Annotated in this window: 21 protein-coding genes and 1 rRNA gene; 13 read left to right on the top strand and 9 right to left on the bottom strand. The window is 71.4% G+C overall.

The features are described from left to right. Positions 1–107: 107 nt before the first annotated feature. On the top strand, positions 108–458 hold the full coding sequence (locus ABZX65_RS02630; protein ID WP_355334756.1) for a hypothetical protein: 351 nt from the start codon (positions 108–110) through the stop codon (positions 456–458). A 137-nt stretch (positions 459–595) separates the two neighbouring features. Then, positions 596–1,111 (top strand): histidine phosphatase family protein, encoded by a 516-nt coding sequence (locus tag ABZX65_RS02625; RefSeq protein WP_355333665.1) that lies wholly within the window; start codon positions 596–598, stop codon positions 1,109–1,111. A 117-nt stretch (positions 1,112–1,228) separates the two neighbouring features. On the opposite strand, the gene serB is transcribed toward ABZX65_RS02625, so the two are convergent. Together serB and ABZX65_RS02615 are read right to left on the bottom strand one after the other, a co-directional pair. After that, positions 1,229–2,473 carry a phosphoserine phosphatase SerB gene (gene serB / locus ABZX65_RS02620; protein WP_355333662.1) on the bottom strand — a complete coding sequence of 415 codons (1,245 nt, stop codon included), beginning with the start codon at positions 2,471–2,473 and terminating at the stop codon, positions 1,229–1,231. Positions 2,474–2,893: 420 nt separating this feature from the next. Further along, positions 2,894–4,687 carry a streptophobe family protein gene (locus ABZX65_RS02615; protein ID WP_355333659.1) on the bottom strand — a complete coding sequence of 598 codons (1,794 nt, stop codon included), beginning with the start codon at positions 4,685–4,687 and terminating at the stop codon, positions 2,894–2,896. 199 nt (positions 4,688–4,886) lie between these two features. On the opposite strand from ABZX65_RS02615, the gene ABZX65_RS02610 reads away from it, so the two are divergent. Beyond that, positions 4,887–7,577, top strand: a complete 2,691-nt coding sequence (locus ABZX65_RS02610; RefSeq protein WP_355333656.1) for an FHA domain-containing protein — start codon at positions 4,887–4,889, stop codon at positions 7,575–7,577. Positions 7,578–7,676: 99 nt separating this feature from the next. Here the strand turns inward: ABZX65_RS02610 and ABZX65_RS02605 are convergent, their stop codons facing one another. From ABZX65_RS02605 to ABZX65_RS02595, 3 genes are all read right to left on the bottom strand, one after another. Then, positions 7,677–8,510: a lytic transglycosylase gene (locus ABZX65_RS02605; RefSeq protein ID WP_355333654.1), complete on the bottom strand. Its 834-nt coding sequence runs from the start codon at positions 8,508–8,510 to the stop codon at positions 7,677–7,679. 252 nt (positions 8,511–8,762) lie between these two features. Further along, the gene (locus tag ABZX65_RS02600; protein ID WP_355333651.1) at positions 8,763–9,941 is read right to left on the bottom strand and encodes an S-adenosylmethionine:tRNA ribosyltransferase-isomerase; all 1,179 of its coding nucleotides are present in this window, start codon (positions 9,939–9,941) and stop codon (positions 8,763–8,765) included. Then, positions 9,938–10,666, bottom strand: coding sequence for an SDR family oxidoreductase (locus tag ABZX65_RS02595; RefSeq protein WP_355333648.1), 729 nt, complete (start codon positions 10,664–10,666; stop codon positions 9,938–9,940). The genes ABZX65_RS02600 and ABZX65_RS02595 overlap by 4 nt, the downstream gene beginning before the upstream one ends. A 193-nt stretch (positions 10,667–10,859) precedes the next feature. Here ABZX65_RS02595 and ABZX65_RS02590 point away from each other — a divergent pair, with 193 nt between their 5' ends. The 3 genes from ABZX65_RS02590 to ABZX65_RS02580 all read left to right on the top strand — a co-directional run bounded on the left by ABZX65_RS02590 (position 10,860) and on the right by ABZX65_RS02580 (position 13,182). Further along, positions 10,860–12,023: a GAF domain-containing sensor histidine kinase gene (locus tag ABZX65_RS02590; RefSeq protein WP_355333645.1), complete on the top strand. Its 1,164-nt coding sequence runs from the start codon at positions 10,860–10,862 to the stop codon at positions 12,021–12,023. Beyond that, complete coding sequence (locus tag ABZX65_RS02585; protein WP_093714340.1) at positions 12,016–12,660, top strand: response regulator transcription factor; 645 nt, start codon at positions 12,016–12,018, stop codon at positions 12,658–12,660. Before ABZX65_RS02590 ends, ABZX65_RS02585 begins: the two co-directional genes overlap by 8 nt. Before the next feature lie 276 nt (positions 12,661–12,936). After that, positions 12,937–13,182 carry a chaplin gene (locus ABZX65_RS02580; protein ID WP_188279867.1) on the top strand — a complete coding sequence of 82 codons (246 nt, stop codon included), beginning with the start codon at positions 12,937–12,939 and terminating at the stop codon, positions 13,180–13,182. 141 nt (positions 13,183–13,323) lie between these two features. On the opposite strand, the gene ABZX65_RS02575 is transcribed toward ABZX65_RS02580, so the two are convergent. Then, positions 13,324–14,112, bottom strand: a complete 789-nt coding sequence (locus tag ABZX65_RS02575; RefSeq protein ID WP_355333641.1) for a hypothetical protein — start codon at positions 14,110–14,112, stop codon at positions 13,324–13,326. Between the two features lie 123 nt (positions 14,113–14,235). On the opposite strand from ABZX65_RS02575, the gene ABZX65_RS02570 reads away from it, so the two are divergent. The 4 genes from ABZX65_RS02570 to ABZX65_RS02555 all read left to right on the top strand — a co-directional run bounded on the left by ABZX65_RS02570 (position 14,236) and on the right by ABZX65_RS02555 (position 17,593). After that, positions 14,236–15,027 carry an ABC transporter ATP-binding protein gene (locus ABZX65_RS02570; RefSeq protein WP_355333638.1) on the top strand — a complete coding sequence of 264 codons (792 nt, stop codon included), beginning with the start codon at positions 14,236–14,238 and terminating at the stop codon, positions 15,025–15,027. Positions 15,028–15,085: 58 nt separating this feature from the next. After that, the gene (locus ABZX65_RS02565) at positions 15,086–15,517 is read left to right on the top strand and encodes an NfeD family protein (protein WP_317452506.1); all 432 of its coding nucleotides are present in this window, start codon (positions 15,086–15,088) and stop codon (positions 15,515–15,517) included. Positions 15,518–15,719: 202 nt separating this feature from the next. Further along, entirely contained in the window at positions 15,720–16,676 is a 957-nt protein-coding gene (locus tag ABZX65_RS02560) for an SPFH domain-containing protein (RefSeq protein WP_355333636.1), read from the top strand. A gap of 149 nt (positions 16,677–16,825) precedes the next feature. Beyond that, positions 16,826–17,593 carry a sulfite exporter TauE/SafE family protein gene (locus ABZX65_RS02555; protein ID WP_355333633.1) on the top strand — a complete coding sequence of 256 codons (768 nt, stop codon included), beginning with the start codon at positions 16,826–16,828 and terminating at the stop codon, positions 17,591–17,593. Between the two features lie 82 nt (positions 17,594–17,675). Here the strand turns inward: ABZX65_RS02555 and ABZX65_RS02550 are convergent, their stop codons facing one another. The 3 genes from ABZX65_RS02550 to ABZX65_RS02540 all read right to left on the bottom strand — a co-directional run bounded on the left by ABZX65_RS02550 (position 17,676) and on the right by ABZX65_RS02540 (position 20,021). Continuing rightward, a complete protein-coding gene (locus ABZX65_RS02550) occupies positions 17,676–18,185 on the bottom strand; it encodes an HNH endonuclease (protein ID WP_188279862.1) in 510 nt (169 codons plus the stop codon). A gap of 444 nt (positions 18,186–18,629) precedes the next feature. Then, positions 18,630–19,169: a YbhB/YbcL family Raf kinase inhibitor-like protein gene (locus tag ABZX65_RS02545; RefSeq protein WP_355333630.1), complete on the bottom strand. Its 540-nt coding sequence runs from the start codon at positions 19,167–19,169 to the stop codon at positions 18,630–18,632. Positions 19,170–19,223: 54 nt separating this feature from the next. Next, positions 19,224–20,021 (bottom strand): sporulation protein, encoded by a 798-nt coding sequence (locus ABZX65_RS02540; protein WP_355333627.1) that lies wholly within the window; start codon positions 20,019–20,021, stop codon positions 19,224–19,226. Between the two features lie 92 nt (positions 20,022–20,113). Between ABZX65_RS02540 and ABZX65_RS02535 the strand changes: the two genes are divergently transcribed. From ABZX65_RS02535 to ABZX65_RS02525, 3 genes are all read left to right on the top strand, one after another. Beyond that, positions 20,114–20,749, top strand: coding sequence for a DNA-3-methyladenine glycosylase (locus ABZX65_RS02535; RefSeq protein ID WP_355333625.1), 636 nt, complete (start codon positions 20,114–20,116; stop codon positions 20,747–20,749). A gap of 100 nt (positions 20,750–20,849) precedes the next feature. Beyond that, positions 20,850–22,109 (top strand): tyrosine--tRNA ligase, encoded by a 1,260-nt coding sequence (tyrS, locus tag ABZX65_RS02530; protein WP_355333623.1) that lies wholly within the window; start codon positions 20,850–20,852, stop codon positions 22,107–22,109. A gap of 551 nt (positions 22,110–22,660) precedes the next feature. Next, positions 22,661–22,836: ribosomal RNA gene (locus ABZX65_RS02525) — 16S ribosomal RNA — on the top strand; the annotation flags it as partial.

Raw genomic sequence — 22,836 nt, 5'->3', positions numbered from 1 at the left:
AGGGTCAAGTGGGTGGACGGCCGGATGGGACCGCACGGCGCCCGCCCGTAGCGTCGAAGTGCAAGCAGACAACGGCACTTCGACGGTTTTCCACGGAGGCGGTCACCGTGACCACGCAGTCCCCGCACCTCTACTCCCGGCAGTCCCGGCCCACCGTCGAGTCCGCCACGGCCGCGGGGTCCGCCGGGGCCGGGAAGCCCGGACGCGGAAACGCGTCGTCTGCGAACGCGTCGTCCGGGAACGCGTCGTCCGGGAACGCGTCGTCCGGGAACGCGTCGTCCGGGAACGTGCAGACGAGCCTGCCGTGGTGGGCCGTCGCCCTGCCCGCGCTCGCCTTCGCCGCGCTGCTCGCCCTCCTCAGCGGAGGCACCGCGGACGCCTCGACCGCGGCCTCCTCCGGCGACCTGCTCGGCCACATCGCCTCCTCGCTGCCGGACCTCGTCCAGCGCTTGCTGTGAGCCTCACCCCTGACCTTCCGCCGTTCCCGCCCCGCCGCCCCCCGTACGGCCTCTGACCTGCGCCCCCGGCGGCCCCCGCGGCGGTGGAGATGTGCCATCCCGCGCCTGACAGCGGGTTTTCTGGAAAGCTGAAGGACATGACCGTCGATTCGACCCGCACGATCGTCCTTCTCCGCCACGCCAAGGCCGACTGGCCGTCGGTCGCCGACCACGAGCGGCCACTGGCCGACCGCGGCCGGCTGGACGCCGCTGCGGCGGGCCTCCGTTTCGCCGACGACGGCATCACCCCCGACGTGGCGCTGTGCTCCACCTCGGTCCGCACCCGCGAGACCTGGAAGCTCGCCGCCCACGAAATGCCGCACCGCCCCAAGACCGTCTACGAGGAGCGGCTCTACGAAGCCTCGCTCGGCGATCTGCTCGCGCTGCTCACCGAGACCTCGGACGAGGTCGGCTCGCTGCTGCTGATCGGCCACAACCCCGGCATGCACGCCCTCGCCGACGCGCTCGCGGGCACCGCCGAAGGCGACACCGCGGCCCGGATGACCCGCGGCTTCCCCACCGCCGCCTTCGCCGTCGTCACCTTCTCGGGCTCCTGGAAGTCCGTCGAACACGGCGTCGGCCGCCTGACCGCCTTCTGGGCGCCGCACGACTGACCGGTACGAGGCCCGCGCGGCCGGTACGAGCGCCGTAGCCGCTACGGGACGGCGCGAACCGGTGCGCGTGCGTACGGATACGTATCGGCGCCCGGCCCGGCGCGGGAATTGTCGCGGTCAGAGCGTCGGCACGCCGTCCAGCGCGTCGGCGGCCTCGATCTCCTCGCGGGTGATGCCCAGCAGATACAGCACGGTGTCGAGGAAAGGTACGGTCACGGCGGTGTCGGCCGCCTGGCGTACGACGGGCTTGGCGTTGAAGGCGACGCCGAGCCCGGCCGCGTTCAGCATGTCCAGGTCGTTCGCGCCGTCGCCGATCGCGACGGTCTGGCTGAGCGGCACCCCGGCCTGCTCGGCGAAGCTGCGCAGCAGGCGCGCCTTGCCCGCCCGGTCCACGATCGGGCCGACGACCTTGCCGGTGAAGCGGCCGTCCACCACTTCGAGGGTGTTGGCCGCCGCGAAGTCCAGGCCGAGCCGCACCTTCAGGTCGTCGGTGACCTGGGTGAAGCCGCCGGAGACCACGCCGACCTGGTAGCCGAGCCGCTTGAGCGTACGGATCAGGGTGCGCGCGCCGGGCGTGAGCCGCACCTCGGAGCGGACCTTGTCGACCACGGACGCGTCGAGACCGGCCAGCAGCGCCACCCGCGCGTGCAGCGACTGTTCGAAGTCCAGCTCGCCGCGCATCGCGGCGGCCGTCACCGCGGCGACCTCGGCCTCGCAGCCCGCGTGGGCGGCGAAGAGCTCGATCACCTCGTCCTGGATGACGGTGGAGTCCACATCCATCACGACCAGCCGCTGCGCCCTGCGCTGGAGACCGGCGGGGACCACGGCCACGTCGATGCCGAGGGCCGCCGCCTCGACCGAGAGCACCGAGCGCAGCACACCGGGCTCGGCGCCGGAGACGGCGAACTCCACCGCCGTCACCGGGTACTTGGCCAACCGGAAGATGCGGTCGATGTTGCCGCCCGCGTTGGTGATCAGGGCGGCGGTGGCCGCGGTCGACTCGGCGGTCAGCGGGCGGCCGAGCACGGTGACATGCGAACGGCCCTCGCCGCGCGGCCTGTTGTCGCCTGTGCCGGAGATGATCTCCGCCTCCATGCCGATGGACTCGGCCCAACTGTGCACGGTGGAGCGCAGTTCGCCTTCGAGGCCGGGGGAGGGCGCCGTCACCAGGGCGCACAGCACTATCCGGCCCCGCGTGACGACCTGCTCGATGTCCACCACGTCCACCCGGAAGGCGGCGAGCGTGTCGAAGAGCCCCGCGGTGATGCCGGGACGGTCCTTGCCGAAGATCTTGACCAGAATGGTGGGCGCGTCCGCCGGCGGAACGGCGGCGACAGGCGCGGTCTGCGAGACGTCGTTCATGGTGCTCCCACCGTAGCCGCCCCGCCCGGCCCGATGATCGGCCGTCTCGGTTGGCGGACCGCCCCCAAGACCGCGGGCCTCGCCTTCAGGATCGGAGGTGCGGCGCGGCGCGGCTGCGCGGGACCAGGTTTTCCGGGGGGCGCGGGCCTCGCCTTCAGGAGCGGAGGTGCGGCGCGGTGCGGCTGCGCGGGACCAGGTTTTTCAGGCGGTGCGGTGGCGCTGCGCGGGACCAGGCTTTTCAGGCGGCGCGGTGCGGCTGCGCGGGACCAGGTTTTTCAGGGGCGCGGGGAACTGCGCGACCAGCGCTCGCGGTGGCGAGCTGTGAACACCGCCCTCATGGGGCAGACGATGTTCGCTGTCGGGCCGTGAGCCCGAGGGGTGCGGGGCCCGCAGATCCCCGCACCCGCGGCGGACGCCGGCTCAGCGGGGCCGGCGCGGCGCGGCAGGCGGCGGGGGAGGCGGCGGCTCCGGCCACTTCTCCTCCGGCCGACCCGAAGCCCCGGCCCCGCCGGAGCCGCCTCGCGGCCGACGGAAACCGGGCGGCGGCGGCCCCGCGATGGTCGGCGCGGCGTCCACCCCGCCAGCCTGCGGGGCCTTGTACGGATTCGGCTCCTCACCGGGCCGCGGCCCGGCGTAGGGATTGGGCTCGCCGCCGCCCCCGGCGTACGGGTTGGGCTCCTCACCGTCCTCCGGACGGTAGACCGGGCTCGGCAGATACGGTCCCGCCCGATAGGCCAGCTCCGGATACGTACGGCCCGCGTCGTCGCCCCCGGCGGAGCCGGACACGTGCACGCCCTCCTCGGCGCCCGGCGCCGGACCGCCGCTGTCGTAGGCGCCGTCCCCCGTATCGGGAAGCGCGCCCCCGCCCGGCCGGGCCAGCGCCGCGACCTGCTGTCCCGCCGCCCCGGTGGCCAGCGCGAGCAGCGCGCCCACCGCGCCCATGCCCGCGCCCCAGACGGCGCCGAGCAGCAGTCCCAGCGGGAGGCTGCCGTGCAGGTCGACCCCGGCGCCGACGGCGTCGAAGCCGAAGACCGACAGATTCGCGTTGACCTTCACCTTGCTCAGATGCGACAGCAGCGGCAGCGCCACGGCCGTGACCAGGCCGAGCCGCACCGCGCACCGTCCGACGAAACCGCCCTTGGCGGCACCGTCGAGCGGAGTGCGGGTGGCGGTGAGCGCGCCCGCGAGCAGCATCATCACCGCGATGGCGACCGGCAGCAGCCAGACCCGGCCGTCGAGTTCGGCCAGCGCGCCCGGTGTGATCGTCTTGCCGGACCCGCCCGCCAGCAGCTTGTCGACGGGATCGGGCAGGAACGACGTCAGCGGCCCCGACGCCTGCCCCTTCCACGGCACGAACAGGCCGAGCGGTACCGCGAGCCATACGCCGTTGGGCGCGCCGAGCAGCGCCGCGCCCATGATCCGGCCCGGCTCGTCGCCGGTCAGCGCCGCGTAACAGGCCGCCGCGTCACCCGCGAGCACCGCGACCACCATGACGACGGTCAGCGCGGACACGGCGGGCCGCACCGCGCGGTGCACGCCCTCCCATCCGGCCGGCAGCGGTGTCCTGCGCGAGGCGAGCAGCGCGATCAGCAGCACGCCGAGCACCCACACCAGGCCGCCCGCCAGGGTCCGCCCGGTGGCGACCTCGAAGGTGATCGACGCCTTGGTCTGGATCAGCCCCTGCAACCCGTCGGTGAGGCCGCCGCTGATCTTGCCCACGCCGGGCAGCTTGCTCAGCAGGTCGTCCGTGGTGCCCTTGGACGGGCCGAGCGCGGCGCCGTCGATGGCCACCGTGTCCTGCCCCGCCCAGGCGAGACCGCCGAGGACCGCCAGGAACAGCACGGCGGTCGTCACGACCCGCGCCGCCAGTTCCCCGACACCGACCGTCGGACCGGCCCTGCGCAGCGAGCGCAGGAACACCCACGACAGCAGCAGCGCGCCGACGAGTGCCACACCCAGCGGCGCGATACCGATCGCGCCCTGGGTCTGCGATCCGCTCAGTCCGAACGCGCCGACGTCACCGCCCGGCCGCACCTTGCCGCCCACCGCCATCGCGACCACGGCTGCCGTCATCGGCCCCAGTGATCCGGCGGTGTCCGCGCCCAATAGATGTAAGGCGAGAGCGGCGGTGCCCGCCATCGCCAGGAACGCCCAACTCACCGACGCCACAGCGGCGAGCATGACGCTCGTCCAGGGCGTGGTCCGTGCACTCATCCCGACCCCCGAGGCCGTTCGTCCCCCCATGCACCCAATGCGCCCCACTCTCGGGCGCGGACGGGTGCCGCGTCAACGTCCGTTGCGGAACACGTACATCGGGCTTGTTTTCTGTTACGAGACAGGAGCCTGCAATAGTTCCTCCCGAACTTCGCTATCTCTAGACTCCCCCCATGGGGGACTACTCGGGGGACAACACATGGGGCTTGGGGTGCCTGAACTCGTACTCGAATTGAACGGACGGACCTGGACGCTGGACGCGTCCCGCTCGTACAGCCTGGGGCGCGATCCGTCGGGGGACCTGGTACTCGACGACGCCAGGGTGTCGTGGCGGCACGCCACCATCCGCCGTGCGGAACGCGGTTGGGTGATCGAGGACCTCGGCAGCACCAACGGCACCTATGTACAGGGGCAGCGGGTCCAGCAGACCGAGGTGGGGGCCGGTTCGACCGTCCACCTCGGCAACGCCACGGACGGACCCCGGCTGAACTTCACCGCGGGCGCGCAGGCCGGCGCCGATGTGTACAGCGCGGAGACCGCGCACGCGACGCCGCAGCAGCGCTACCCGCAGGCGCGGGCCGCGGCACCCGTCGGACAGGCCGGGGCCCCGCAGGCCCCGGCCCCGCAGCACGTCCAGCCGCCCGCCCAGGCCCAGCCGCAGGCGCAGATGCACGCGCAGGCGCCCGCCGCCCCGCCGCGTCAGCAGCAGCCCGGCGGCTGGGGACAGCCGCCCGCGCAGGTGCCGCCGCAGCAGTACGCGCGGCAGCCGCAGCCTCCCCAGCAGGGCCAGGGCGGCCAGGGCGGCTGGGGTCAGCCGCCGGTCCAGCAGCCGCCCGCCCCGCGCGCGCAGCCCCAGCAGCCCGCGGGCGGACACCCGCAGGGCGTCCGCAGCCCCACCACCTTCCACCAGCTCGCCCTCGGCCGGGTCATGAAGATCGGCCGCGCGCTGGAGAACGAACTGGTCGTCTCCGACCTCCAGGTCTCCCGGTACCACGCGGAGTTCCGCGCGCACCCCGACGGCCGCTACGAGATCGTCGACCTCGGCAGCCACAACGGCACGTACGTCAACGGCCAGCCGATCCAGCGCCATCTGCTCGGCCCCAACGACATCGTCGGCGTCGGCCACTCCACCTTCCGGCTGGTCGGCGACCGCCTCGAGGAGTTCGTCGACACCGGCGAGGTCTCCTTCTCCGCCCGCCGCCTGACCGTCACCGTGCCGCACGGCAAGGTGACCAAGCAGATCCTCAAGGACGTCTCCTTCGGCGTACCGGAGAAGTCGCTGATCGGCGTGATCGGCCCGTCCGGCTCCGGCAAGTCCACGCTGCTGCGCGCGCTCACCGGCTACCGCCCCGCCGACCAGGGCGAGGTGCTGTACGACAACCGCAATCTGTACAAGCAGTTCGCCGAGCTGCGGCAGCGCATCGGCCTGGTCCCGCAGGACGACATCCTGCACAAGGAACTCCAGGTCAGGACGGCACTGCGGTACGCGGCCAAGCTCCGCTTCCCCGGTGACACCGCGTCCGCGGAGCGCGAGGCGCGGATCAACGAGGTACTGCGCGAGCTGAAGCTCGACATCCACGCCGACAAGCGCATCACCTCGCTCTCCGGCGGCCAGCGCAAGCGCGTCTCGGTCGCCCTCGAACTGCTCACCAAACCCTCGCTGATATTCCTGGACGAGCCGACCTCCGGCCTCGACCCGGGCATGGACCGCGACGTCATGAAGCTGCTGCGCGGCCTGGCCGACGACGGCCGTACGGTACTGGTCGTCACCCACTCCGTCGCCGAACTGGCGCTCTGCGACAAGCTGCTGGTGATGGCCCCCGGCGGCTCGGTCGCCTACTTCGGCCCGCCGGACGAGGCGCTGAACTTCTTCGGCTACGAAACCTGGGCCGATGTCTTCTCCGCCTTCGAGAACTACCGCGACTACGACTGGTCGGGCCGCTGGCACGGCTCGCAGCACTACCAGATGTACGCCGCGGACCTGGACCAGGCGGCCCCGCAGCAGGCGCCGGTCATCCCGCACCAGGTGGCCAGGCCGCCCAAGCCGCAGGCGTGGCTGCCGCAGCTCGTCACCCTGATCCGCCGCTACATGTCGGTGATCGCCTCCGACCGGGGCTTCATCGCCCTGATGTTCATCCTGCCCGCGGTGCTCGGTGTGGTCAGCATCGTCATCCCGGCGGCCAGCGGCCTGGGCCCCGGACCGGTCAAGGCGCACGGCGTCAACAAGGACGCGGGCACGATCCTGCTGATCCTCGCGGTGGGCGCCTGCTTCTCCGGCGCCGCCAACTCCGTCCGCGAGCTGATCAAGGAACGGGTCATCTACGAACGGGAACGGGCCACCGGCCTGTCGCGTTCGGCGTATCTGATGTCCAAGGTCATCGTGCTCGGCCTGATCACCGCGGTGCAGGGCGCCGTCATCTGCGGCATCGGGTTCGCGCCGCGCGCGATGCCCACCGAGGGCGTCATCATGAAGAGCCAGCCCGCGGTCGAGATGACCCTGGCCATCATCGGCCTCGGCTTCACCTCGATGATGTTCGGCCTGATCATCTCCTCGCTGGTGAAGACCGCGGAGAAGACGATGCCGCTGCTGGTCATGTTCGCCATCGTCCAGGTGGTGTTCACCGGCGTGCTCTTCCAGCTCTACGACTCGCCCGGCATCGAGCAGTTCGCCTGGCTGATGCCCGCCAGGTGGGCGGTGGCCGCGCTCGGCACGACGGCGAATCTCAACGTGATCATGCCGTGGGACCCGGGCAACCCCGACGCGCTGTGGAAGCACACCGCGAGCCAGTGGACGATCGACATGGTCGTCCTGGTGCTGCTCGGCGTCGTGTGCGGCATCGTGGTCTCGCGGCTGCTGCGCCGCCACGAGCCGGAAGTCATGCGGAAGTAGTGAAACGGAAGTAGCGAATCCGAATACGCCGAAAGGGCGGCGGGACCGAAAGGTCCCGCCGCCCTTTCACGCTGCGGCTGTGGGAGCCGAACGCGCGGATCAGTACGCGGAGTTCACGTTGTCCATGGAACCGTAGTTCGCCGCGGCGTAGTTGCAGGCGGCGGTGATGTTCGCGACCGGGTCGTAGATGTCCCACGAGGTTCCGTCGACGTGGTACGCCTGGAAGGTCGGGTCGATGACCTGGAGCAGGCCCTTGGACGGAATGCCGGCGGCGGCGTTGGAGTCGTACAGGTTGATCGCCTGCGGGTTGCCGCTCGACTCGCGCATGATGTTGCGGTAGATGCCGTCGTAGCTGCCGGGGATGCCCTTCTGGGCCATGATCGCCAGCGACTGCTTGATCCAGCCGTCCAGGTCGTTGGTGTACGTGGTCGTGGCGGCGGTGCTGGCCTGCGGGGCGGCCTGCACGGCGGTACGCGTCGTGGAGCGGTTCGCGGCGGCCGTGTCCTTGGCGCGCTGCGCGGCGGCGTCGGCCGCGGCCTTCTTCTTGGCGGCCGCGTCGGCGGCGGCCTTCTTGGCGGCGGCGTCCGCTGCCGCCTTCTTCCGCGCCGCGGCGTCGGCCGCGGCCTTCTTCTTCGCGGCGGCCTCGTCGGCCGCCTTCTTCTTGGCCGCCTCGTCCGCGGCCTTCTTCTTCGCCGCGGCCTCGGTGATCGCGCGCTCCGAGGCGATGCCGGCCTGCGCTTCGATGCTCTTGACCTGGTCGCCGGTGGAGACCTGGAAGCCGGTGGGGTCACCGACCGCGGCGGAGGCAGTCCCGCCGGTCCCCTGGAGACCGGTGACGGCCAGGACGACAGCGGTCGCGGCGACGGCGCCGGCCGCCGTGATCTTGTGGGTCTTGGTAAGCCGGCCGATCTTCGGGATCGTGGGGAGCTGCATAGGAATTAACCTCTTCCGTTTGCGGACCCGAGAATTCTTAGAGGGTCGGAAAACGGAGGTCAACGAGCCTTCCTACGAACTCCTTTCGTAGACGGTCGAGGGACAAATCGGAATCGGCATTCCCCCGGACAGTGGCGTGAGGCGCCCTTTCCACTAGGCGACTTAGTATGTGACGTACGTCCTATAGGTCACCTCACACGCCGTCGCCCCCTCCGTCGCCCAAGGTGACGGAGGGGGCGCTTTATGTGACGTTTATGGCAGCAGGAGATTGACGTCGCCGAATTCGTGCCAGAGGTAACCACCGCGCAGCGCCTCGGCGTAGACCCGCTCCAGCAGCCGGTCGCCCGACAGCGCCCGCAGCATCAACAGGTGCGTGGCCTCCGGCTCGTGCAGTCCGGTCAGCAGCCCGTCCACCGCGCGCACCCCGCGCTCCGGGGTGACCACCAGCTCCGTCCAGCCGCCGCCCGGCCGCACCACACCGCGCTCGTCCGCCACCGACTCCAGCGCCCGTACCGCCGTCGTCCCCACCGCCACCACCCGGCCGCCCGCCGCGCGCGCCGCGTTCACCTGCCAGGCCGTCGCCGCCGACACGGTGTACGGCTCGGCGTACGGCGGCTCGTGCGCCTCGACCGACGCCACCCCGGTGTGCAGCGTGATCGGCGCGACCTGCACGCCCCGGCAGACCAGCTCCGTCACCAGCGCCGTGGTGAAGGGCCGCCCGGCGCTCGGCATCTCCGCGGAGCCGAGGCTGTCCGTCGACCGGGCGGAGAACACCGTCTGGTACGCCGCCAGCGGCTGGTCCCGGTCGGTGTAGCCGTACCGGATCGGCCGCCCGTACCGCCGCATGTACGCGACCGGGTCCGGCAGCGAGGGCGCGGCCACCCACAGCCGGTCCCCGGCCGGGTCGAGCGGCTCCTCCAGCACCAGCCGGGCCCCGGCGCGCAACTCGACCGCCGCGCCCGCGGGGCCGCCGGCCCTGCGGACCGTCGAGCCGTGCCCGTCCGGGTCGCGGACCTCCACCACCCAGCGGCCGTCGTCCCGGCGGGTGGACCAGTGCACCACCACCGGCTGTCCGTCGAGCCGCCCGTCCACGGCCGCGGGCAGCGTCCGCGAGGTGTTCACCACCAGGACGTCACCGGCCCGCAGCAGCTTCGGCAGGTCGCGGAAGCCGTGGTGGGTGACCGCGCCGGTGTGCTGCTCGCCGACCAGCAGCCGTACCGTGTCCCGGCGGGCGGCCGGGGCCGTCGCGAGCAGCGAGTCCGGGACGCGCAGCCCCGCCAGCCCGGCCCGCGGGGCCCCGCCCGGGCCCCTGCCCCGCCCGATGTCCTTATTGCCCGCTCCTGTCCTCTTTATATAGGGGTCCTTCGCGGCCCCCCGCCCGGAGTCCTTCGCGGGCCGCGCCGCCTGCGCACCCTCCCGTACCGCACTCATCGCGCCTCCAGCAGCACCGGGGCGCTGTAGCGCCCGCTGGGCGCGGCCTCGTCGAGCAGCCGCAGGAAGGCCGGGACCACCGACTCCGGCAGCGGCCGGGCGGCGAAGTCCGCGTCGTCGGGCACGGCCGCCGCGTACAGCCCGGTCCGCAGATCGCCCGGGTCCACCCACCACACCCGCAGCCCCGGCTCCTCCTCGGCCAGCACCGCCGACAAATGGTCGAGCGCCGCCTTGCTCGCCCCGTACCCGCCCCAGGTCGGATACGCCTCCACCGCCGCGTCCGAGCTGACGTTCAGCACCGCGCCGCCCGCCACCCGCAGCAGCGGCAGCGCCTCCCGCACCAGCGCGAACGGCGCCGTCACATTCGTCTCCAGCGCCTCCCGCAGCCCCGCCACCGGCAGCTCGGCCAGCGGCACCAGCGGCTCAGCGCCCAGCGCGCTCGCGTTGTTCACCAGCAGATCCACCCCGCCCAGCTCGCGCGCCGCCGCCACCAGCTCCGCCCGGTGCCCCGCCGCCGTCACGTCGCCCGGCACCGCCCGCACCCGTGGCCGTACCGCCGCGCCCCCGGCGTGATCCGGGCCGTACCGTTCCAGGTCCGCCGCGGCCGACCGCAGCGCGTCCGCGTTCCGCCCGTCCAGTACGAGGTCCCAGCCGCGCCCCGCCAGCTCGGCGGCCAGCGCCCGCCCCAGTCCGCGCGACGCTCCCGTGATGATCGCTACCGGCATGATCCAGCCCTCCGCACCGGGGCCCGGCCGTCCGCCGGACCACCTCGTGCCCTCACCGTAGGAACGCCCCGGCCGCACACGCCTCGGCCGGCCGCCGCACGCCTCACGGTCACTTGGAACTAGGCCACACGACCGAGGACGGTCGGTCCGGCGGCGCATACGGACCGTCACCCGGCGCCGGTACGGTGGAGACATGCCCATCCGGCCGCCACGAGGCGGAATCGAAGCGGTCAGCGCCGCGGTCCTGGCGATGAGCCGCCAGGTGGAGGTGCGCGACGTCCTCCAGACGATCGTCGCGTCCGCCCGCGAGCTGCTCGACGCCGAATACGCGGCCCTGGGCGTGCCCGACGACCACGGCGGCTTCGCGCAGTTCGTGGTCGACGGCGTCAGCGACGAGGAGTGGAAGGCCATCGGCCCGCTGCCCCGGCAGCACGGCATCCTCGCCGCGATCCTGCACGAGGCGACCCCGCTGCGGCTCGCCGACGTCCGCACCTTCGAGGACTTCCAGGGCTGGCCCAAGCACCACCCCGACATGCGCGACTTCATCGGCATGCCGGTGGTCGACGGCGACGAGATCCTCGGCGCGCTCTTCCTCGCCAACAAGAAGTGCGGCCCCGGCGGGACCCGCGGCGCCGACGGCACCTGCGGCTTCACCGAGGACGACGAGGACCTGCTGCGGATCCTCGCCGACCACGCCGCGATCGCCCTGACCAACGCCCGGCTCTACGAGCGCAGCCGCGAGCTGACGCTGGCAGGGGAGCGGGCCAGGATCGCGCACGAACTGCACGACGCCGTCTCGCAGAAACTCTTCTCGCTGCGGCTGACCGCCCAGGCCGCCGCCGCACTGGTCGACTGCGACCCGGCGCGCGCCAAGGGCGAGCTGAAGCAGGTCGCGGCGCTCGCCGCCGAGGCCGCCGACGAACTGCGCGCCGTAGTGGTGGAACTGCGCCCGGCCGCCCTGGACGAGGACGGCCTCGTCGCCACCCTGCGCACCCAGGCCGACGTCCTGGACCGCGTCCACTCCGCCGACGTCACCTTCCACGCCGTCCGGGTGCGGGCGCTGCCCGCCGCACAGGAGGAGGCGCTGCTGCGGGTCGCCCAGGAAGCGATGCACAACGCCCTGCGGCACGCGCACGCCGACGCCGTGGACGTCATCCTGGAAGGCCACGGAAAGGGCGCGCTGCTGCGGATCCGCGACGACGGCCGCGGCTTCGACCCCACCGCGGTCCGCCGGGCCGGACGGCACCTCGGACTGGTCTCCATGCGGGACCGGGCCGGCGGCGTCGGCGGCCGGCTCACCGTGCAATCGGAGCCCGGCAAGGGCACCGTCATCGAGATGGAGGTGCCCGGTGGCTGAGAACACCATCCGCGTGCTGCTGGTCGACGACCACCAGGTCGTCCGCAGGGGGCTGCGCACCTTCCTCGAGGTGCAGGGCGACATCGAGGTGGTCGGCGAGGCGGGCGACGGCGAGGAAGGCGTGGCCCGCGCCCAGGAACTGCGGCCCGACGTGATCCTCATGGACGTCAAGATGCCCGGTGTCGACGGCATCGAGGCGCTGCGGCTGCTGCGCGACGCCGAGAACCCGGCACGGGTGCTGATCGTGACCAGCTTCACCGAACAGCGCACCGTCGTGCCCGCGCTGCGGGCGGGCGCCGCCGGATACGTCTACAAGGACGTGGACCCGGTCGCGCTCGCCGACGCCATCCGCTCCGTGCACGCCGGGCACGTCCTGCTCCAGCCCGAGGTCGCGGGCGCGCTGCTCTCCCAGGAGCAGGGCGGCACCGGCCAGGGCCGGGGCAACGCGCTGACCGAGCGGGAGCGCGAAGTCCTCGGCCTGATCGCCGACGGCCGCTCGAACCGGGAGATCGCCCGCGCGCTGGTGCTCTCCGAGAAGACGGTCAAGACCCACGTCTCCAACATCCTCATGAAGCTCGACCTCGCCGACCGCACCCAGGCCGCGCTGTGGGCGGTGCGCAACGGCGTGGGGAACTGACGGGACCGCTCGCGGCGCCACCGTGTCCACCTGCCTGTGCGGGCCGACCACCACGTGGCCGTGCGGGCCGACCACCACGTGCCCGTGCGGGCCACCGTCCACCTGTCCGTGCGGGCATCCGTTCGGCGGAGTGAGATTCATACTGTCGGGTGTATGTCGTCCGAACGGCGCAACCTGATCCACGGTGACCCGTTCTGCAGGGCGTACCGCGGCGGATTGCCGCGGTGCACCCCCAGCCACGGCTGGGAGGTGCCCCCAGCAAAGAGGAAGTTCGAAGTGATGAACCTCAAGAAGGCCGCGACCGTCACCCTCGTGGCGGGCGGCCTGGCCGTCGCCGGTACCGGTGTGGCCTCCGCCGCCAGCGGCGCCGACGCGTGCGGCACCGCCGTGAAGTCCCCGGGCGTGGGCTCCGGCAACCTGGTGCAGGTTCCGGTGCACATCCCGGTCAACCTCAGCGGCAACTCGGTGAACGTGATCGGCCTGCTGAACCCGGCGTTCGGCAACGTCGCCGTCAACAAGTAACCACGGACGACGCGGACTTCCGGCCCGCCTCGCCGAAGGCCCCGCGGCACGGGATCCCTCCCCGTAGCCGCGGGGCCTCCCCACGCGCCGCCGCGCCGCGCTGTGGGATGTCAGGTCCCGTGCCGCGCCCCGCGTGGGATGTCAGGTCCTGCGCCGCTCCGCCTCCTCGACATACGCGTTGTACGCCGCCACCTGCGCCCTGCGCGCCGTACGCTCCACCGGCCGCAGCAGCTCCGCCCGCGCCGCGATCTGCGAGGCGCTCACCGCCGCGCCGTGCCCGTCGGAGGCGATCGCCACCAGCGCCGCGACCCGCTGCGCCAGCGCCAGCACCCGTACCGCGCGCGGCGGATACCCCGGCGCGAGCACCTCGCCGCCGCGCTCGGCGCGCGCCCGGTACGCCTCGAGCGCCGCGTGCGCGGACGGACCCGCGCCCGCCACGTCCAGCCGCGCCAGCGCGTTCGTGGCGTCCCGCAGCGCCTCGGCCAGCTCCCGCTCGGCCTCGCTCAGCGACGGTACGTCGGCGGGCGGCGCGTCCCGTACCGGCAGGCACCGCCACTCGACCTCGACGTGCACATCGCCGGCCGGGCCCGCCTCGCGGACCTCGGGCACCAGACCGAGCGCCGCGCCGCCGACGGTGACCACCGCCTCGCCCGCGGCCAGCGCCCGCGCGTTGAACTCCGGCGGCCCGCTCAGCCCCAGCGGATGCCCGGCCACCGGCAGCGCGAGCCGCAGCCCCGTCACGCCCAGCGCGCGCAGCCTGCCGAGCCCCAGCGTCAGCCCCACCGGGACGTGCTCACCCGGCAGCCCCGAGATCCGGTGCACGGCGTCGTCCGCCGTGATCTCCTGTGCGACGTCATCGGGGGCGGCAAGTCCGGCAAGCAGGGCATTTCCCCACGCGGTCAGCCGCCCTGAGCGAGGTTCATCAAGCATGCCCCCAGCCTATGGAACGGACCCGTCGCGCGGTGGCGTAAGTTTTCCCCGGGGGATCCTTCTGCCGGTGCCTACCCGCGCACACGGCAGACAGCCGAGACTGCAATGGGAGACAACGCGCTCATGAGCGATGTGCTGGAGCTGGTGGACGTATCCGTGGTCCGCGACGGACGGGCTCTGGTGGACCACGTGTCGTGGTCGGTCGCCGAGGGGGAACGCTGGGTCATCCTCGGACCCAACGGGGCGGGCAAGACCACCCTGCTCAATGTCGCGTCCAGCTATCTCTTCCCCACCACCGGCACCGTCCAGATCCTCGGCGACAAGCTCGGCAACGTGGACGTGTTCGAACTCCGGCCGCGGATCGGCATGGCGGGCGCCGCCATGGCCGAGAAGATGCCGCGCAGGCAGACGGTCCTGGAGACCGTCCTCACCGCCGCGTACGGCATGACCGCCACCTGGAACGAGGGGTACGAGCAGGTCGACGAGGACCGCGCCCGCGCGTTCCTCGACCGGCTCGGGATGAGCGAGTACCTCGGCCGCAAGTTCGGCACCCTGTCCGAGGGCGAGCGCAAGCGCACCCTGATCGCCCGCGCGATGATGACCGACCCCGAGCTGCTGCTGCTCGACGAGCCCGCCGCCGGTCTCGACCTCGGCGGACGCGAGGACCTGGTCCGCCGCCTCGGCCGGCTGGCCCGCGACCCCATCGCCCCCTCGATGATCATGGTCACCCACCACGTCGAGGAGATCGCCCCCGGCTTCACCCACGTCCTGATGATCCAGCAGGGCAAGGTCGTCGCCGCGGGACCGATCGACCTCGAACTCACCTCCCGCAACCTGTCCCGCTGCTTCGGCCTCCCGCTGGTCGTCGAGCGCCGCGGCGACCGCTGGACGGCCGCCGGACTGCCGCTGTCCTGAAGGGTTTTCGTCCGGGTTTCCATTGCGTACTGCCGCAACTGCCCTCCGCACGCCTACGATTGGCGACGTGGACGCATGGGTGTGGTGGCTGATAGCGGCAGTGGGTCTCGGGATACCGCTGGTGATCACGGCGATGCCCGAATTCGGGATGTTCGCCGTCGGAGCGGTGGCCGGGTCGGTCACGGCCGGAATGGGCGGCGGGATCGTCGCCCAGGTGATCGTCTTCGTCGTCGTCTCGGTCGCGCTGCTGGTCTTCGTACGGCCCATCGCGTACCGCAACCGGCAACGCCCGGAACAGCGCAGCGGTGTCGACGCCCTCAAGGGCAAGCAGGCCGTCGTCCTGGAACGTGTCGACGGCGGTGCCAACGGACGGATCAAACTCGGCGGAGAGGTCTGGTCGGCCCGCGCCCTGGAGCACGGCCGGGTCTACGACCCGGGGCAGCAGGTGGACGTGGTGGAGATCGACGGAGCGACCGCCGTCGTCATCTGAACACCCGGCCTCCGGACACCTGAACACCCGACATCCGAACACCCGACATCCGAACACCCGACATCCGAACACCCGACATCCGAACGTCGCCGACGAGGGCCGGGAAATCACCGAACCCGCCCGCGACAGGCGGCCGTTCTGCCAGAATTGATCATGCCGGAGTACGTCGTACTCCCGCAGCCGACCCGCGCGGGGAGTGGACATGCAGCCCATCATCATCGTCCTGATCATCCTGGTGGTGCTCGTCTTCATCGCGCTGATCAAGACGGTCCAGGTGATTCCGCAGGCCAGCGCCGCCATCGTCGAGCGCTTCGGCCGCTACACCCGGACCCTCAGCGCCGGCCTCAACATCGTGGTGCCGTTCATCGACACCATCCGCAACCGCATCGACCTGCGAGAGCAGGTCGTGCCGTTCCCGCCGCAGCCGGTGATCACCCAGGACAACCTGGTGGTCAACATCGACACCGTCATCTACTACCAGGTGACCGACGCCCGCGCCGCGACGTACGAGGTCGCCAGCTACATCCAGGCCATCGAGCAGCTCACCGTCACCACGCTCCGCAACATCATCGGCGGCATGGACCTGGAGCGGACCCTGACCTCCCGCGAGGAGATCAACGCGGCACTGCGCGGCGTCCTGGACGAGGCCACCGGCAAGTGGGGCATCCGCGTCAACCGCGTCGAGCTGAAGGCGATCGAACCGCCCACCTCCATCCAGGACTCGATGGAGAAGCAGATGCGCGCCGACCGTGACAAGCGCGCCGCGATCCTCACCGCGGAAGGCATCCGGCAGTCCCAGATCCTCACCGCGGAGGGCGAGAAGCAGTCCTCGATCCTGCGCGCGGAAGGTGACGCCAAGGCCGCCGCGCTGCGCGCCGAAGGTGAGGCCCAGGCGATCCGCACGGTCTTCGAGTCGATCCACGCGGGCGACCCCGACCAGAAGCTCCTCGCCTACCAGTACCTCCAGATGCTGCCGAAGATAGCCGAGGGCGACGCCAACAAGCTGTGGATCATCCCCAGCGAGCTGAACGACGCGCTCAAGGGCCTCGGCGGCATCGTCAACCTCCCGGGCGCCCCCGGCGCTCCCGGCAACGGCTCACGCGAGCCCGCCACCGCGCCCGCCCCGCGCCGCGAGTCCCCGCCCTTCGACAAGGACTGACCAGCGCTGACCAGCGCTGACGAGCAGTGACCAGCACTGACGAGGACCGCCCCGGCCCGGAAGCCCGCCGCAGCCCCCTATGACATGATCGCCGCGCACCCCTCGACCTCGACGGCGGGGAGGACGCGCGAAGATCATGGAGACGACGCATGACTCTGCCGGAAGCCCTCGCCGTGTTCGCGGCCGGAATCGGCGCGGGCACCATCAACACCATCGTCGGCTCGGGGACGCTGATCACCTTCCCCGTCCTGCTCGCCGTCGGACTGCCGCCCGTCACGGCCAACGTGTCCAACTCACTGGGCCTGGTGCCCGGTTCGATCACCGGCGCCATCGGCTACCGCGGTGAACTCCAGGGCCAGCGACCGCGCCTGCTGCGGCTCGGCGCCGTCGCCCTCGTCGGCGGACTCATCGGCGCCGTCCTGCTCGTGACCCTGCCGTCCACGGCGTTCAAGGCGATCGTCCCCGTCCTCATCGCCATCGCGCTCGTCCTGGTCGTGCTGCAACCCCGCCTGGCCCGCGCCGTCCAGGCCCGCCGCGACCGTACCGGCACCCAGGCCCCCGCCCACGGCGGCACCGCCCTCGTCGTCGGCATGCTGCTCGCCAGCATGTACGGCGGCTACTTCGGCGCCGCCCAGGGCGTGCTGTACCTCTCCCTGATGGGCCTGGTGCTCAACGAGTCCCTGCAACGCGTCAACGGCATGAAGAACGTCCTCGCCGCCGTCGTCAACGGCGTGGCGGCCCTCTTCTTCATCATCGTCGCCCACATGAACTGGACCGCCGTCGGCCTCATCGCGGGCGGCGCCGTCATCGGCGGCCTGATCGGCGCCCGCGTCGGCCGCCGCCTCCCGCCCGCCGCCCTGCGCGGACTCATCGTCGTCGTCGGCACCGCCGCGATCGTCCAACTCCTGCTGAAATAGGGCCCCTCCCCGAAGGGAAGGGCCCCGCCCCGTCGGGACCTCACGGCCCCACGACCTCGATTCCCCGCATGCGAAGGGGCGCTCAGGCCGACGCCGGAACGGGCAGCCACTCCGGCAGCCCGAAACCGTCCCGCACCCCCAGCGCCAACAGCAGCGTGTCCGCCGGCGTCGGCTCGAACGGCCGGACCAGCAGCCGCATCCCCGCCTGCTCGGGAGTACGGTCCGCCTTGCGCTGATTGTCCTCGCCGCACGCGGCCACCGTGTTCAGCCAGGTGTCACCGCCCCCGCGCGACTTCGGCTGCACGTGGTCGACCGTGGTGGCCCTGCGCCCGCAGTACGCGCACCGGTGCCGGTCACGTACCAGCACACCGCGCCGCGACCACGGGGCCCGTTGTCGGAACGGCACCCGCACGTACCGGCAGAGCCTGATCACCTGCGGCACCGGAACCTCCACCGCGGCGGCACGGATGCGCAGCCCGGGATGCGCCTGCTCCACGACGGCCTTGTCCTGCATCACCAGCACGACAGCACGCCGCAGCGACACCGTCGACAGCGGCTCGAAGCTCGCATTCAGCACCAGCGTCTCACGCATCCCGCCCACCTCCCGGGCCCTGCCCCGCCCCCATGGCGAAGTGGATCCACTGTGACCCCGGGACACGGCCGCCGACAACGCAATTTCACGGCCGCAACCGGAAGATCGGCAGGTGGAAAGGTCCTGTTCATCCCGGATTCCGCGCCGGGGCACGTCCCCGCGTCCCTCCGGGCTCGGCCGGGGGCTCGTCCCGGGGGAAGGTCTGCGCTCCGGGTGCCGTCCCCCGTGTAGAACGGGCACCCGGAGCGCGTCCGTCGGCGTGGACGCCCGGCCCGCAGACCGAACTCCGGCAGACGGCGGACGCAGACGCCCGGCCGCCCCCGCCACCGCGGTGCCGACAGCCTGAGGACGGTGGTCACGTCGTCAGGCACGCACCACTGTGCGACGGGGAACGGCGGAGCGCAACGTAATATCCCGAGCGCTCAGCGCGACAGACCGACCGGCTCAGCCTCCGGCCCGCATCTCGTACTCACCGATCAACTGCGCCCTGCCCAGCGTGTGGAAGCGCAGATTGAACCCGACGAACGCGGGCGAGGCGTCCGCGTCCGGGCCCAGCTTCTCGGTGTCCACCGCGTAGACCGTGAACACATACCGGTGCGACCCGTCACCGGGCGGCGGCGCCGCGCCACCGAAATCCCGCGTCCCGTAGTCGTTCCGCGCGTGCGTCGCGCCCGCGGGCAGCCCAGGGAAAGCACTGGAACCCGCACCGCGCGGCAGCTCCGTCACCGACGCCGGGATGTCGAACAGCACCCAGTGCCAGAAACCGCTGCCGGTCGGCGCGTCCGGGTCGTAGCACGTGACGGCGAAGCTCTTCGTCCCGGCCGGGAACCCCTCCCACCGAAGCTGCGGCGAGACATTGCCCGCCGCGTACACCTGATCGTCCTTGAGTACCCCGCCCGGTACCACGTCGTCGCTCACCACGGTGAACTCCGGCACCTGCGGGTGGAAGTCATGGGGGAGCGGCCGTCGCGCTTGCTCGGTCACCTCGACACCTCCTGATCGCACACGATTGATTCCGCCCCGAGCCTAGGGCCCGCGTCAGAACCAGTTCCGCTTGCCGCCCACCTCGGCGAGCCACTGGTGCAGATAGGCCGCCCAGTCCGTCTCCTCGAAGGAGTGCATGCTCATCGTGAAGGAGCGGTACGTGTCACTGCCGCCGCCGAACAGCCCCGGCTTCTTGTCCATCTCCAGGACGACATCCATCTCGTCGCCGTCCGCGACGAACGTCAGCTCCACCTCCTTGAGCCCCCGGTACTGCTCCGGCGTACGGAACTCGATCTCCTGGTAGAACGGCAGCCGCTGCCGCGTGTTCCGCATCGTCCCCTTCTCCAGATCCGCGCTCTTGAAGGCGAACCCCAGCCGCCCGAACGCGTCGAGCAGCGCCTCCTGCGCGGGCAGCGGGTGGACGTTCACCGGGTCCAGATCCCCCTTGTCCACCGCGCGGGCGATCTGCAACTCCGTCGTCACCCCCACGTTCATCCCCGTGAGCTGCCGCCCCATGAACATCGTCACCGGCGTCTCCCACGGCACCTCCAACGAGAACGGCACATCGTGCACCGCCCCCGCCCGCACCATGAACTCGCCGGCGATCTGCCGCGTATGGAACTCGATGTTCTGCAAGGACTCCGTCTCATTGCCCTGCGCGTCCCTGCGCTCCACCTCGACGCGCGCCTGCAACCCGACCGTCAGCCCCTGTATCCGCTGCTCGACCGAACCGCCCTGCACCCGCACCGAACCCTCGACCACCCCGCCGGGCACCACATCGGCCTGGTGCAGCTCCGTCTCCACCGACGCCCCACCGGCCCCGAGACTCGCCATCATCTTCCTGAACCCCATACGCACTCTCCCTGACCGCATCCACTGGCTCACGCTGTGCGAACTCTACGAACGCCGGGACGCCCCGTCCGGTTCCACTACGCTCCTGAACCGTGATCACGCCACCCGAACAGGTCCCGCTCGACCGGGCGTTCTTCGACCGGCCGGTCCTGGACATCGCCCCCGACCTGCTCGGCCGCACCCTGGTCCGCACCACCGACCAAGGACCGGTTACCCTGCGCCTCACCGAAGTCGAGGCGTACGACGGCCCCAACGACCCCGGCTCCCACGCCTACCGGGGCCGCACCGACCGCAACGCCGTGATGTTCGGCCCGCCCGGACACACCTACGTCTACTTCACCTACGGCATGTGGTTCTGCCTCAACCTGGTCTGCGGCCCCGAAGGCACCCCCAGCGGAGTCCTGCTGCGCGGCGGCGAGATCACCACCGGCGCCGACCTCGCCCGCGCCCATCGCCCCACCTCCCGCAAGGACAGCGACCTCGCCCAAGGCCCCGCCCGGCTCGCCACGGCACTGGCCGTCGACCGCTCGCTCAACGGAGCCGACGCCTGCGGCCCCGGCGGACCGCTGCGCGTCCTCACCGGGACCCCGCCCCCGCCCGCCCTCGTCCGCACCGGCCCGCGCACCGGCGTCGGCGGCGCGGGCGCCGACCACCCCTGGCGCTACTGGATCGACGGCGACCCCACCGTCAGCCCCTACCGCGCCCACGCCCCGCGCAAGCGTCGATAAACGACTGGCCGGAACCGCGTACCCTCGGACACGCTTCACGCACCGGGTACGCGAAGCCGTATCCGACCCCCAGCACCCACAAGAGGGAGACACGAGACCCGTGACGGACATCGTCGACGAGCTGCGGTGGCGAGGGCTGATCGCCGTTTCCACTGACGAGGACGCACTGCGCAAGGCGTTCGCGGACGGCCCTGTCACGGTCTATTGCGGCTTCGACCCGACCGCGCCCAGCCTGCACCTCGGCAACCTGGTCCAGATCCTGACCATCCGCCGCCTCCAGCTCGCCGGCCACCGCCCGCTCGGACTGGTCGGCGGCGCCACCGGTCTGATCGGCGACCCCAAGCCGTCGGCCGAGCGCACGCTGAACGCGCCCGAGGTCGTCGCGGAGTGGGTCGAGCGGGTACGCGCCCAGATCGAGCCCTACCTCTCCTTCGAGGGGCCCAACGCCGCGACCATGGTGAACAACCTGGACTGGACGTCGGGCCTGTCGGCCATCGAGTTCCTGCGCGACATCGGCAAGCACTTCCGGGTGAACAAGATGATCAGCAAGGAGGCCGTGGCCCGCCGCCTCAACTCCGACCAGGGCATCAGCTACACGGAGTTCAGCTACCAGATCCTCCAGGGCATGGACTTCCTGGAGCTGTACCGGCGGTACGGCTGCACGCTCCAGACCGGCGGCAGCGACCAGTGGGGCAACCTCACGGCGGGCATCGACCTCATCCACCGCGTCGAGGGCGCCTCGGTGCACGCGCTGGCCACCCCGCTGATCACCAAGGCGGACGGCACCAAGTTCGGCAAGACCGAGGGCGGCGCCATCTGGCTCGACGCGGAGATGACCACGCCGTACGCCTTCTACCAGTTCTGGCTGAACGCCGACGACCGTGACATCGCCACCTTCCTGCGCATCTTCAGCTTCGCCTCGCGGGCGGAGATCGAGGAGCTGGAGCGCTCGACCGAGGAACGCCCGCAGGCCCGCGCGGCCCAGCGCGCCCTCGCCGAGGAGCTGACGACGCTGGTGCACGGCGCCGACCAGTGCGCCGCCGTGATCGCCGCTTCCAAGGCACTTTTCGGCCAGGGCGAACTCGCCGACCTGGATGAGGCCACCCTGGCCGCCGCGCTCAGCGAACTCCCGAAGGCGCAGGTCAGTGAACTGGCCCCGGTGGCCGACCTGTTGGCCCTGATCGAACTGGTCCCGAGCAAGTCCGCCGCCCGCCGCACCATCAAGGAGGGCGGCGCGTACCTCAACAACACCAAGGTGACCAGCGAGGACGCGGTTCCCGCCGACTCCGATCTGATCCACGGGCGTTGGCTGGTGCTGCGCCGGGGCAAGAAGAACCTCGGAGCGGTCGAACTCGCTTGACACGGCTGGAAATCTACGTTTGAGCGGCGGCCGAGCTTGACTCGGTCGCCGCTCGTGCGTAACGTAGTCCAAGCCGCCAAAACGGTGGGGATGGTTCACATCAGCCCCTACCGCACCGGGCGGCCACCCACTACCTACGTCTTCCCGATCATCGGGCTGTATTTTGGTGCGCCAAAATCCAATTCGATGGACTCGATTATGAGTCGCCCGGGAAATGGGCTAACGTAGTGGACACGCCGAAAGGCGGGAAACAAACCCCGATCCAATCAGGGGCCGGAAACGCACAGCGGATCTGGTAGGGTTGGAAACACGAAGGGAAAGCCCGGAGGGCCGGTGAAACGGTCTGAAGGAAGCTTCCGTTCCTTGAGAACTCAACAGCGTGCCAAAAGTCAACGCCAGATATGTTGATACCCCGTCTTCGCGGACCGATTGTGGTTCGTGGGGCGTGGTTCCTTTGAAGAACAAAACACAGCGAGGACGCTGTGCGCGACGGGGATTATTCCTCCCGGTCGCGCCGCTCTTGCGTGTTGTTCCGGGATATCCCGGTGACATTCACGGAGAGTTTGATCCTGGCTCAGGACGAACGCTGGCGGCGTGCTTAACACATGCAAGTCGAACGATGAAGCCTTCGGGTGGATTAGTGGCGAACGGGTGAGTAACACGTGGGCAATCTGCCCTGCACTCTGGGACAAGCCCTGGAAACGGGGTCTAATACCGGATAATACCT

Source organism: Streptomyces sp. NPDC003300 (assembly GCF_040610915.1).
GTDB lineage: Bacteria > Actinomycetota > Actinomycetes > Streptomycetales > Streptomycetaceae > Actinacidiphila.
Note: the sequence above shows the minus strand (reverse complement) of the source record. Positions and strands in the feature narration are given on the sequence as shown.